At 68.7% G+C, this 12,269-nt stretch carries 10 protein-coding genes; 6 read left to right on the top strand and 4 right to left on the bottom strand.

What is annotated here, in order from left to right; genetic code table 11:
* From AC1D01_RS07615 to AC1D01_RS07625, 3 genes are all read right to left on the bottom strand, one after another.
* The coding region (locus AC1D01_RS07615) for an aminopeptidase (RefSeq protein WP_477865452.1) at positions 1-881 on the bottom strand (881 nt) is incomplete at its 3' end.
* 28 nt (positions 882-909) lie between these two features.
* Complete coding sequence (locus AC1D01_RS07620) at positions 910-2,067, bottom strand: ABC transporter substrate-binding protein (RefSeq protein WP_477865453.1); 1,158 nt, start codon at positions 2,065-2,067, stop codon at positions 910-912.
* A gap of 129 nt (positions 2,068-2,196) precedes the next feature.
* Positions 2,197-4,245, bottom strand: coding sequence for a molybdopterin-containing oxidoreductase family protein (locus AC1D01_RS07625; protein WP_477865454.1), 2,049 nt, complete (start codon positions 4,243-4,245; stop codon positions 2,197-2,199).
* A 134-nt stretch (positions 4,246-4,379) separates the two neighbouring features.
* On the opposite strand from AC1D01_RS07625, the gene AC1D01_RS07630 reads away from it, so the two are divergent.
* The 6 genes from AC1D01_RS07630 (at position 4,380) to AC1D01_RS07655 (ending at position 10,657) form a co-directional block, all read left to right on the top strand.
* Positions 4,380-5,507 (top strand): ABC transporter substrate-binding protein, encoded by a 1,128-nt coding sequence (locus tag AC1D01_RS07630; protein ID WP_477865455.1) that lies wholly within the window; start codon positions 4,380-4,382, stop codon positions 5,505-5,507.
* A gap of 136 nt (positions 5,508-5,643) precedes the next feature.
* Positions 5,644-6,774 (top strand): ABC transporter substrate-binding protein, encoded by a 1,131-nt coding sequence (locus AC1D01_RS07635; RefSeq protein ID WP_477865456.1) that lies wholly within the window; start codon positions 5,644-5,646, stop codon positions 6,772-6,774.
* 117 nt (positions 6,775-6,891) lie between these two features.
* Positions 6,892-8,085, top strand: coding sequence for a M20 aminoacylase family protein (locus AC1D01_RS07640; protein WP_477865457.1), 1,194 nt, complete (start codon positions 6,892-6,894; stop codon positions 8,083-8,085).
* A gap of 101 nt (positions 8,086-8,186) precedes the next feature.
* Positions 8,187-9,293: a M14 family metallopeptidase gene (locus tag AC1D01_RS07645; RefSeq protein WP_477865458.1), complete on the top strand. Its 1,107-nt coding sequence runs from the start codon at positions 8,187-8,189 to the stop codon at positions 9,291-9,293.
* A 78-nt stretch (positions 9,294-9,371) separates the two neighbouring features.
* Positions 9,372-9,680 (top strand): DUF1272 domain-containing protein, encoded by a 309-nt coding sequence (locus AC1D01_RS07650; RefSeq protein ID WP_477865459.1) that lies wholly within the window; start codon positions 9,372-9,374, stop codon positions 9,678-9,680.
* Positions 9,677-10,657 carry a GlxA family transcriptional regulator gene (locus AC1D01_RS07655; protein WP_477865460.1) on the top strand — a complete coding sequence of 327 codons (981 nt, stop codon included), beginning with the start codon at positions 9,677-9,679 and terminating at the stop codon, positions 10,655-10,657. The genes AC1D01_RS07650 and AC1D01_RS07655 overlap by 4 nt, the downstream gene beginning before the upstream one ends.
* Positions 10,658-10,702: 45 nt before the next feature.
* Here AC1D01_RS07655 and AC1D01_RS07660 read toward each other — a convergent pair whose 3' ends face one another.
* A complete protein-coding gene (locus tag AC1D01_RS07660) occupies positions 10,703-12,142 on the bottom strand; it encodes a hypothetical protein (RefSeq protein ID WP_477865461.1) in 1,440 nt (479 codons plus the stop codon).
* Positions 12,143-12,269: the final 127 nt, after the last annotated feature.

The following is a 12,269-nucleotide window of genomic DNA, read 5'->3' on the forward strand; positions in this document are numbered from 1 at the left end:
GCGTAGCCCTGCCACGCACCGGCCTTCAGCGCTGCGTAGTCGCTGCGCAGCGTCGCCATGCGTTCGGCCTTCGCGGCGCGCTTGTCGGCGTCGCTGCGGCCGCTGCGGTAGATCGCGTCCAGGTCGCTGCGCGCCTGCATCGTCAGCGCGCGGAACTCCTGGCGCCGCTTGTCGTAGCGCTCGTACTCGTCGCGCGCCGCGGCGGTCGATTTCTCGACCAGCCAGCGCGCGCCGCCGATGCGCTCCACCGCGGTCGCGAACGACTCGTTGAACATCGTGTCGTCCTTCGCGAAGGCCACCTGGTGCGCCAACTCGTGGAAGATCAACCGCGCCAGCTCGCCCTCGGGCCAGCGGATGAAGGTGTTCAGCAGCGGGTCGCTGAAGAAGCCGCCCGGCAGCTTGCCCAGCGTCGAATAGGCCGGCACCGCGTACACGCTGACCTCCAGGCCTTCGGTGCGCAGCGCATCGCCTTGCTCGTCGGCTGCCACCTGGTCGAAGTAGCCGCGGTAGCCGACGCAGCCGGTCACCGGGTAGCACCAGGTCTTCAACTGCAGGCTCAGCTCGGGCGCGGCCACCACGTTCCACACCGCGGCGCTGCGGTGCAGGTCGGCATAGCGCCGGTAGCTCGCGTTGTCCGGCAGCTTCAGCTCGCTGACCGCGTAGTCGCGCATGCGCTGCGTCAGCTGCAGGCGCTCGCGCAACGGGTCGGAGGTGGCGGGGTCGGCGAGCCAGTCACTGACCGGCTTCGCCTGGTTCAGCAGGCTCAGGTGGCCACCGACCGATTGCGCCAGGTAGCGCACCGAACCGCAGCCGCTGAGCGAACCCAGCAGCGCGACCGCGCCCACTGCCACCCACCATCTTTTCTTCACCGGAACTCGCATCACGCGAGTCTAGGCGAGCCCTGCAGGCTCAGGTCAGCCGCCGCCCATTGGCCCCCAGCACCGCCAGGGCGACATAGCGCGAGGCGACGTACGGCGCCGCCCCGCCGAAGCCGAGCGCAAACTCGCCCAGGTTCAGCTGCTTCAGGCCGGTCAGCGCCTGGCGCAGCTTGTCGCGCGTCAGGTCGCGGCCGGCGCGGCGCAAGCCCTCGGCCATCACCATCGCGTTGGCGTAGCCTTCGAAGCTGCTGGCGCCGAAGTCCTCGCGGCCGATCGCACGCATCGCCGCCTGGTAGTTGCGCACCGACTCGAGCTTCTGCGACAGCGCATCCGGAAACACCTGCGACAACGCGATGCCCTGCGACGCGGCCCCCAGCTTGGCCAGCTCCGACGAGATCACCGACACCGACAGCCCGACCATCGGCAGGCCGGCCATGCGTGCGCGCAGCTGCAGCATCAACGCCGTGCTGGTCGTGCCGGTGGTGCCGAAGAACACCACGTTGGGCTTGGCCGCGAGCAACTGGTCGATGACCTGCGTCGCGTTGGAGCCGTCCACGGCCGCCGGCACGGTCGCCACTGCCTGCAACCCGGCCGACTGCAACGCGGCGGTCGCGTCCTTCGCGACCTCCTTGCCGAACGGGTTGTCGAGGTAGACCAGCGCGATGTCCTTCAGGCCCATCGCGACCAGCTGCTGGGTCACGCGCGTCACCTCGTCGGTGTAGCTCGCCCGCACGTGGAAGACGTTGCGCTGGCCCGGCTGGCGCAGCGACGAGGCGCCGGTGATCGGGCCGACATAGGGCACGCCCGCCTGCTCGATCGCCGGGATGATCGCGGCGTTGTTCGCGGTGCCGATGCACGAGATCAGCGCGAACGCGGTGTTGCCCTCGATCATCTGCTTCACGTTCTCGACGGTGCGCGCCGGCACGTAGCCGTCGTCCTTCATCAGCAGGCGCAGCTCGCGGCCGTGGATGCCGCCGGCCTTGTTGATCGCGCCGAAGGCGGCCGAGATGCCGGAGTTCTGGTCGCGGCCCGCGCCGGCCAGGATGCCGCTCAGTGCGGCCGAACTGCCGAGCGTGACCTGCGTCGCCCCGAGCCCCTCGTCGGCCGCGCTCGCGACCTGCACCCACGCGGCGCCGCTCGCCGCCGCCATCCCCTGCACACACGAACGCAAGAACAACCGACGTTTCATCGCAACGACTCCTGGCGAAAAGCAGCCACTCTGGGGGCAGCCTCGCAGTACATCTGTCCCGGGGGCGACACCGCCGAAGACATCGCCACAAATCGTGACACCTGTCACCGGCCGCGCGGCCGGCCTGCGTCATTCCCGCGACACGTCCACCAGGCAGTCGTAGAAGCTCGGGGCACGCCCCAGGTCGGTCAGCCGTTGGTGCGTCAGTTCATTGACGTTGCTGCCGCGCACGCCCAGCTTGCGCCACCAGATGCCCAGGCCGTTGACGACGCCGGGCCGCGCACGCGGGCTGATCACCGCCTTGCACCAGTACTCGCCGCGGTCGTTGAACACCCGCACCAGCTCGCCGCCTGCGATGCCACGCGCCTGCGCATCGCCGGCATGGATCTCCAGCACCGGCTCGCCCTCGATGTCGCGCAGGCTCTGCACGTTGACGAAGCTGGAGTTCAGGAAGTTGCGCGCCGGCGGCGAGATCATCGCGAGCGGGTAGCGCTTCGCCAGCTCGGGCGTCGAACGGGCCGATTCGTAGTTCGGCACGTGGTCGGGCACGCCCCAGCCCGGCGCATCGATCGTGCAGCGGCCGCTCGCGGTCGGGAAACCGCCGTTCGCGAACGGCGCTTCCGCGATCTGCAACTTCACCCAGTGCTTCTCGCGCAGTTCGTCGAAATCGACGACATCGGTGCGGAAGGCCTGGCGCGCCAGGGCTTCGTCGCTGTCGCTGAAGCACGCGGCATCGAAGCCCATGCGCGCCGCCAGCTCGCGGAAGATCTGCGTGTTCGGCTTCGCCTCGCCCACCGGCGCGATCGCTGCCTCGTTGATCAGCACGTAGGTGTGGCCGTAGCTGGTGTGCACGTCCAGGTGCTCCAGCTGCGTGGTGGCCGGCAGCACGTAGTCGGCGTGGTCGGCGGTGTCGGTCATGAAGTGCTCGAGCACCACCGTGAACAGGTCCTCGCGCTTGAAGCCCTTCACCACCTTCGGCGATTCGGGCGCCACCGCGACCGGGTTGCTGTTGTAGACCACCAGCGCCTCGATCTTCGGGCCGAACGCCGCCGAGCTCTCGCGCAGCAGGTCGTCGCCGATGGTGCTCATGTTGATGGTGCGCGGGCGCCGGCCGGCCAGCAGCTCGGGCCGCTGCAGCGCGGCCTTGTCGGGATGGAACCAGCCCGATGCCGACAGCAGCATGCCGCCCGCACGCTGCCGCCACGCGCCGGTCAGGCACGGCAGGATCGCCACCAGCCGCACCGCATTGCCGCCGCCGCGCACGCGCTGCATGCCGTAGTTCAGGCGGATCGCGGCCGGCTTCGTCGTGCCGTAGTCGCGCGCCAGGCCGCGCACCTCGTCGGCGCTGATGCCGCAGGTCTCGGCGGTGCGCTCGGGCGTCCAGGCCATCGCGCGCTCGCGCAGCGCGGGCCAGCCTTCGGTGTGGCGTTCGATGTAGTCGGCGTCCAGCCAGTCGTTGACGACCAGCTCGCGCATCAGCCCGAGCGCGAGCGCACCGTCGGTGCCCGGCAGCAGCGCGATGTGCTGGTGGCATTTGTCGGCCGTCTCGGTCTTGCGCGGATCGATGCAGACCAGCTTCGCGCCGTTGCGCTTGGCCGCGTTCGCGAAAGTCCAGAAATGCAGGTTCGATGCGATCGAGTTGCTGCCCCAGATCACGATCAGCTTGCTCTCGGCGAAGTGCTCGACGTGCATGCCGACCTTGCCGCCGTAGGTCGCCATCAGCGCCTCGGCACCGGCCGACGCGCAGATGGTGCGGTCGAGCAGCGAGGCCCCGAGCTGGTGGAAGAAGCGCCCGGCCATGCTCTCGCCCTGCAGCAGGCCCATCGTGCCGGCGTAGCTGTACGGCACGATGGCCTCGGGCGCGCGCGACGCGATCCCGGACAGGCGCGCCGCGATGTCCGACAGCGCCTCGTCCCAGCTCACCGGCACGAACTGCCCGCTGCCCTTCGGCCCGACGCGCTTCAGCGGGTGCAGCACGCGGTCCGGGCTGTAGGTTCTCTCGGTGTAGCGCGACACCTTGGTGCACAAGGCACCGTGCGTGGTCGGGTGATCGGGGTCGCCCTGGATGCGGATCGCACGATCGTTCTCGACGGTCACGCGAATGGCGCAGGTGTCTGGACAGTCATGCGGGCACGCAGCCGCAACAGTTCGGTAACTCATCGCGGAACTATTGCACATGCTTCCGGATGTATGTGCCCGCTAGGTCATGAACCGTAAGCTTTGTACCGATATGGACGGATATCCTTACGCCCCAGCAAACGGCCCGCCGAGTCGTAACAAGCTGCAACACATTTGTCAACGGAACTTGCCCTATGAAACGTCGTGAACTTCTCAAGAGCGTCGCCGCCGGCAGCGCTGTGTTGGCGCTGCCTGCGCTGGCTCAAAGTGACCGCCGGCTCGTGCTGGGCCAGTCCGCTGCCTTCACCGGCCCGGCGGCACAGCTGGGCATCCAGATGAACCGCGGCGCCCGCGTGTACTTCGATGCCTTCAATGCCGCCGGTGGCGCCAACGGCCACACCATCGAGCTGAAGACGCTGGACGACGGCTACGAGCCGGACCGTTGCAAGGCCAACACCGACCGCTTCATCAAGGAAGACGTGTTCGCGCTGTTCGGCTATGTGGGAACGCCGACCTCGCTGGCCGCGCTGCCGCTGGTCAACGACAGCAAGATGCCGTTCTTCGGGCCGTTCACCGGTGCCGAGGCGCTGCGCGAGCCGTTCAGCAAGTCGGTCTTCCATGTGCGTGCCTCGTACTACGACGAGACCGCGCTGATCGTGAAGAACCTGACGCAGCTGGGCCTGAACAAGGTCGCGGTGTTCTACCAGAACGACGCGTACGGCAAGGCTGGCCTGGAAGGCGTGACGCGCGCGCTGAAGCCGCTGAGCCTCGCGCCGGTGGCGCTGGGCACGGTCGAGCGCAACACCGTCGCGGTCAGCCAGGCGGTGAAGGACATCGTTCCGACCTTTCCCGATGCGGTGGTGCTGATCAGCGCCTACAAGTCGTGCGCCGCGTTCATCCGCGAGGCCCGCAAGGCCGGCTACGGCGGCACCTTCTACAACGTGTCGTTCGTCGGCACGCAGGCGCTGGCCGACGAGCTCGGCAAGGAAGGCCGCGGCGTGATGATCAGCCAGGTGATGCCATTCCCGTTCTCGACCACCACGCCGATCTCGCGCGAGTACCTGGATGCGGTGGCGAAGGCCGGCGGCGACGCGACGCCGAACTACTCCAGCATGGAAGGCTACCTGGCCGCGAAGGTGTTCGCGGAAGGCCTGAAGCGCGCCGGCCGCGCGCCGTCGCGCGACGCGCTGATCGCCGGGCTGGAGTCGATCCAGAACGCGAACTTCGGCGGCTTCAACGTGCACTTCGGTGCGAAGGACCACGTCGCGTCCAGTTTTGTCGACGTGTCCATGCTGACCGAAGACGGCAAAGTCCGCCGGTAGGCCCACCCCCGAGGCGCTGCGCGCCTCCCCCTCAAGGGGGCGCCGCCAGTGGCCCGGCGAAGCCGGTTCCACGGCGTCCGCTTGATCGACTCGTGCGCGTTGCGCCGAGTATTTGTTTGTTTTGTCTGGAGTTGCTGTGAAACGTCGTCATTTCCTGAGCCTGGGTGCTGCGGCGCCGGTTGCCCTGGCCTTCCCGAAGCTGGCGACCGCCGCCTCCACCAAGATCGTGCTCGGCCAGTCGGCCGCGTTCTCGGGCCCGGCCAGCGCGCTGGGCGAGCGCTTCAAGGAAGGCGCGCTGCTCGCCTTCGAGCGCGTCAATGCGCGCGGCGGCATCAACGGCCGCACGATCGAGCTGCGCAGCGTCGATGACGGCTACGAGCCCGACCGCTGCGCCGAGAACACGCAGAAGCTGCTGAAGGACGACGTGTTCGCGCTGTTCGGCTACATCGGCACGCCCACGTCGGTCGCCGCGCTGCCGCTGGCCACCGCGGCGCGCACGCCGTTCTTCGCGCCGTTCAGCGGCGCCGAGGTGCTGCGCTCGCCGTTCAACCGCATGGCCTTCCATGTGCGTGCGTCGTACAACGACGAGACCGCCGAGATCGTCAAGCAGATCACCTCGATCGGCATGCAGCGCATCGGCGTCTTCTACCAGAACGACAGCTACGGCAAGGCCGGCCTGGACGGCATGACGGCAGCGCTGACGGCGCACAAGCTGAAGCCGGTGGGCCTGGGCACGGTCGAGCGCAACACGGTGAACGTGACGGCCGGCGTCGGCACCATCCTGGCCGACAAGCCCGATGCGATCGTGCTGATCAGCGCCTACAAGTCGTGCGCGGCGTTCATCCGCGAGGCTCGCAAGCAGGGCTTCGCCGGCAGCTTCTACAACGTGTCGTTCGTCGGCACGCAGTCGCTGGCCGCCGAGCTCGGCCAGGACGCCCGCGGCGTCGCGATCAGCCAGGTGATGCCGCTGCCGTTCAGCGCCACGGTGCCGATCTCGGCCGACTACCTGTCGGCCGGCAAGGCGCTGGGCGCGAAGTTCGAGCCCAACTACGGCGGCATCGAAGGCTTCGTCGCGGCCCGCACGATGATCGAGGGCCTGCGCGCGGCCGGCGGCAACGTGACGCCGGAATCGCTCGTGACGGCGCTGGAGAACATGCCCGAGCTGAACCTCGGCGGCTTCTTCATCGACTTCAACGACCGCTCGCATGCCGGCTCGAAGTACGTCGACATGACGATCCTGACGGCCGAAGGCAAAGTACGCCACTGAGTCGCGTAGCCCGGATGTCAATCCGGGTGCAGCTCGACCGCTGGCTGAAATGCCCGGAATGGCTTCCGGGCTACGGTGGCCTGTAAACTGCTTCGCTCCCTCTCAGGAGCGTGCCTCATGCAGTTGATCGAATCCATCCTGGCCGATGCCGCGGCCGTCACGGCGATCCGACGTGACATCCATGCCCACCCCGAACTCTGCTTCGAGGAGAAGCGCACCGCGGACGTGATCGCGAAGGCGCTCACCGACTGGGGGATCCCGATCCACCGCGGCCTCGGCACCACCGGCGTCGTCGGCATCGTCAAGGGCACGGCCGGCACGAGCGATCGCGCCGTCGGCCTGCGCGCCGACATCGACGCGCTGCCGATGACCGAGAAGAACACCTTCGCGCACGCCAGCACCACGCCGGGCAAGATGCATGCGTGCGGCCACGACGGCCACACCGCGATGCTGCTGGCGGCCGCCAAGCACCTGTCGAAGAACCGCCACTTCGACGGCACCGTCTACCTGATCTTCCAGCCGGCCGAAGAAGGCGGCGGCGGCGCGCGCGAGATGATCAAGGACGGCATCTTCAAGCAGTTCCCGATGGAAGCGGTGTTCGGCGCCCACAACTGGCCCGGCATGAAGGTCGGCCAGTTCGCGCTGAAGAATGGCCCGTGCTTCGCGTCGAGCAACGAGTTCCGCATCGTGATCCGCGGCAAGGGCTCGCATGCCGCGATGCCGCACAACGGCATCGACCCGGTGCCGATCGCCTGCCAGCTGGTGCAGGGCTTCCAGACCATCATCACGCGCAACAAGCGGCCGATCGATGCCGGCGTGATCTCGGTGACGATGATCCATGCCGGCGAGGCCACCAACGTGGTGCCCGACAGCGTCGAGATCCAGGGCACGGTGCGCACCTTCACGCTCGAGGTGCTCGACCTGATCGAGAAGCGCATGAAGGAAGTGAGCGAGAACCTGTGCGCCGCGTTCGATGCGAGTTGCGAGTTCGAATTCACCCGCAACTACCCGCCCACCATCAACCACCCGGTGGAGACCGAGTTCGTGCGCGGCGTGATGGCCGACGTGGTCGGTGCCGACAACGTGCAGGAGTTCGAGCCGACGATGGGCGCCGAGGACTTCAGCTACTTCCTGCTCGAGAAGCCGGGCTGCTACTTCCTGATCGGCAACGGCGACGGCAGCCACCGCATCGGCGGCCACGGCATGGGCCCGTGCATGCTGCACAACCCGAGCTACGACTTCAACGACGACCTGATCCCGCTGGGTGCGACGCTGTGGGTGCGCCTGGCCGAACAGTGGCTCTCGAGATGACCCACCCCCGAAGCGCCTTCGGCGCCTCCCCCTCAAGGGGGCGCCGCCAGCGGCCCGGCGAAGCCGGTTCCGCGGCGGCCGCTTGATCCTGGATGACCGCCATGAGCTTCGACCCGCCCTCCTCCTTCTTCGCCCAGACCTACGCCGAGGCGCGCGGCAAGTTCCTGGCCGCCGCCGAGGCGGCCGAGCTCGACGTCGAGACCCATGTGCACCCGCTGCTCGGCCGCGACGGCGAGACGCTCGCGATGGACGTGGTGCGCGACGGCCCCGCCGATGCGAGCCGGCTGCTGATCGTCAGCAGCGCCTGCCACGGCGTCGAGGGCTTCTGCGGCTCGGGCATCCAGGTCGGGCTGCTGGGCGATGCGGCATGGCGTGCGTCGGCGCACGCGGCCGGCGTGGCGGTGCTCTACCTCCACGCGCTGAACCCGTACGGCTTCTCGTGGTGGCGCCGCACGACGCACGAGAACGTCGACCTGAACCGCAACTTCCACGATTTCAGCCAGCCGCTGCCGGCCAACCCCGGCTACGACGAACTGGCCGGGCTGCTGGTGCCGCCGATGTGGCCGCCATCGCCCGAGGTGATGATGCGCGTCGGCCAGTTCGTGCAGCAGCGCGGCATGGAGGCGCTGCAGGCCGCCGTCTCCGGCGGCCAGTACGACCACCCCGAGGGCCTGTTCTACGGCGGACGCAACCCGACCTGGAGCCACGTCACGCTGCGCCACGTGCTGCAGCAGCACGGGCGGCGCGCCGCGCGGCTCGGCTGGATCGACCTGCACACCGGGCTCGGGCCGGCCGGCGTCGGCGAGCGCATCTTCGCGTGCCGCGACGATGCGGCAGCGCTGCAGCGGGCCCGTGCGTGGTGGGGCGACGGCATCACGTCGATCTACGACGGCAGCTCCAGCTCGCCGCTGCTGACCGGGCTGATGTGGTCGGCCGCCTACGACGAATGCCCGCAGGCCGAGTACACCGGCATCGCGCTCGAGTACGGAACGCTGCCGATCATGCAGATGATCGAGGCGCTGCGGGCCGACCAGTGGGTCGAGAACCACCCCGAGGCGCCGGCCGGGCAGCGCGCGCAGATCAAGCAGCAGACGCGCGATGCGTTCTACATCGACACGCCGCAGTGGAAGCAGCAGGTGTGGGAGCAGGCGCGCGATGCGGCAGGGGCGGCGGTGCGGGGGCTGGCAGCGGATTCGGTCCGGAACTGATCGATCCAGGTCGGCGAGCGCGACGACGAATCGGGCCTGCCGGTCTATCGTGGCATCCTCCCGCCACGAAAGCCCGCCATGCTCGAACTGCGCCCCACCTGCGAACACTGCAACACCGCGCTGCTGCCGGAATCGATCGATGCGCGCATCTGCAGCTTCGAATGCACCTTCTGCGCGAACTGCGTCGACCGCGTGCTCGGCAACGTCTGCCCGAATTGCGGCGGCGGCTTCGTGCCGCGCCCGGTGCGGCCGGTGCATGACTGGAAGGGCGGCAACCACCTCGCGCGCTACCCCGCCAGCACGGCGGTGAAGCATCGGCCGGTCGACCCGGCGGCACACGCCGCGCTGCGCGAAGGCCTGCAGGGCATCGAGCCCGAGAAACGATGACCCGCGTCGACATCGCGATCGTCGTGCCACCGCGCACGCTGCTGCTCGATGTCGCCGGGCCGGCGGAGGCGTTCCGTCTCGCGGACGCGCACCTCGCGGACCAGGGCCGGCCGGAGCGCTTTCGGCTGCGCTTCGTCGGGCCGCAGGCGCAGGCCGCGAGCTCGGTCGGGCTGCAGGTGGCCGGGCTCGAACCTTTGCCCGACCGCTTCGCCGCACCGACCTGGTTGATGGTGGTCGGCCAGCCCGCCGCCGCGCTCGGCCGTCCCGATGCCGCCACGCTCGACACCATCGACTGGCTGCGCCGCGACATCGGCCCGCTGCTGGCGTCGGGCGAGGACCACCGCCTGGTCGGCGTCTGCACCGGCACGCTGCTGCTGGCCCGCGCCGGCCTGCTCGGCGGGCGGCGCTGCACCACGCACCATGCGTTCATCGAGACGCTGCGCCGCCTCGCGCCCGCGGCGCAGGTGGTCGACAACCGCGTGTTCGTGCTCGATGGCGCGCTCGCCACCAGCGCCGGCGTGACGGCCGGCATCGACCTCGCGCTGCACCTGATCGCGCTGGCCTGTGGCGATGCGCTGGCGGCGCGGGTCGCGAAGGACCTGGTGGTCTACCTGCGCCGCACGCCCAACGACCCCGAGCTGTCCCCGCTGCTGGCGCACCGGCACCACCTCCACCCGGCGCTGCACCGCGCGCAGGATGCGGTGTGCGAGCGGCCCGGCGACGACTGGACGCTCGGCTCGCTCGCCGAGGCCGCGCACGTGACGACGCGCCACCTGCTGCGGCTGTTCGCCGAGCACGCGGCGGTGTCGCCGATGACCTATGTGGAGAAGATCCGCCTCGAGCGGGCGCGCCAGGCCTTGTCGGGCGGCGCGAGCGTCACGCGGGCCGCGGAGCATGCGGGGTTCGCGTCGGACCTGCAGCTGCGTCGGGCGTGGGGGCGGCACCTCGAAGGCACGCCCCGCACGGTCCGGCCGTGAATCACGCGCGCCGCCGCTGCTGGACGCGAGACACGGCCTGCCCTGCTAGAAAAGGTTCTCGAACCCATGCCACGCCTGCCCCTGAAGGGCAGCCATGCCCTGACAGAAACGCGGTAGTTCCTCGTCGCCCGCCAGACTCGCGTGCAACAGGTACTTCCCAAGGAAGTACTCGATGTGGGCGCGGTAGCTCGGACCCTCCGACGCCAATTGCCCACCGAAGCGCCTCGCCTGCAGCTCGTAGCGCTTTGTACAGCGCAAACCCTCCTCCGACGCATATCCTCCCCTTTCTTCTTCAAGAGGCAGGATCGCGCTGCTCACGCTGAGGTGGAGCTGCTGGAGTACCGGCATCTGCTGGGCCCCCAGGATGTCCAGTATTCGGCAGTACGAGTCCTTGATTCGATGCAAGTGCTGCGCCCGCGGGGTATCGTCTTCCACCGCATCCAGAGCCTTCAGGCAGGCGCGCAATGCCTGGCGGTCGGCCCGGTCCACCGAGATCTCCATCGCAGCCCGCAATGCACGGACCGCAGGTGCTGCCTCCTCCTGTGAGTGCGGGACCGACGAGAGCAGGCCGATGATGGCTTTCGCAACAGGCGCGCGCTGCCACTCAATGCAATTCGCGAGGACGGCACGCCGAAACAAGCCAAGTGCGGATCTCTGGCCACGCAGTCTGATCCGGGCTCGCATCACGGCGACAAGCGAAGCGCCATCCACGAAGGATGTCTTGGCAAAGACCAGCGGCATCTCATCCTCGGTGTCAGGCAGCAAGTGCGGATGAGTGGCATCCAGCTTGTGCAAGGCTTCTCTCAAACTGCTCCGCGCCCTTTCGCTCCGCGGCGCGCTGCCACGCATCGACTCATCGTGGATCATGGTGTCATGCGACATGACACGACCCGGATGGGCCTGCCCGTCGTCAAACTGAATGCCGGAATGGCTTCGCCATATCTGCTCAACGCCTGACGCGAGAGCTTTCAACCGACCCGCATCGTCCATGCGTTCGGCCAGCGCGTCTATTTCGCCGCTGAAATACTGCGCCTTCTTCCTGTAAGCCGCGACTTCCGGACTCTCGGGTTCACCGACAACGGAATACAGATCCCGTTCACGAAGCTCGCCTTGTGATCCCGCGATGCCGGTCGCCTCGGCAGCTTGCTGCGAGATGACCCCCATCTCGACGGCCTCGACAAGCAACTGCCGCGCCCGTGCTTCGTGCCCGCACTGGGTGAGCACATCGGCGATGCACAAAACGGCATCTGCTTCCGGCCCCCCGGTTTCCAGCCGATTCGCCGACAGCTCTCCGTCCTCCAGCAATTGCGGAAGCGCCCGGTCCAGCGTGATCAGTGCCTCGTGCAGGCGCGCGTGCCGCCCCGGCGCCGACGCAGCACACAGGTCGAGCATGCGGGCGATGCTGCCGGGCTCGTCGGACCACCATGGCACCTGGGCCTCGACGACCGGTGCCGTCGTACGATGGGTCGCGACTCGTTTGACCATGGCGCAGGTCTCCGTTCAATCAAGTGTGGGGCGCAAAAAGAAGAATGCCGCCATGAGTGGCGGCATTCGTGCTTTCGTTCCGCGGCCCCCGCACCGCGCGCGCCGCCTCAGGCGCGCCGCTCGTGCC

The sequence above is a fragment of the Rhizobacter sp. P3_B12 genome (assembly GCF_056402895.1).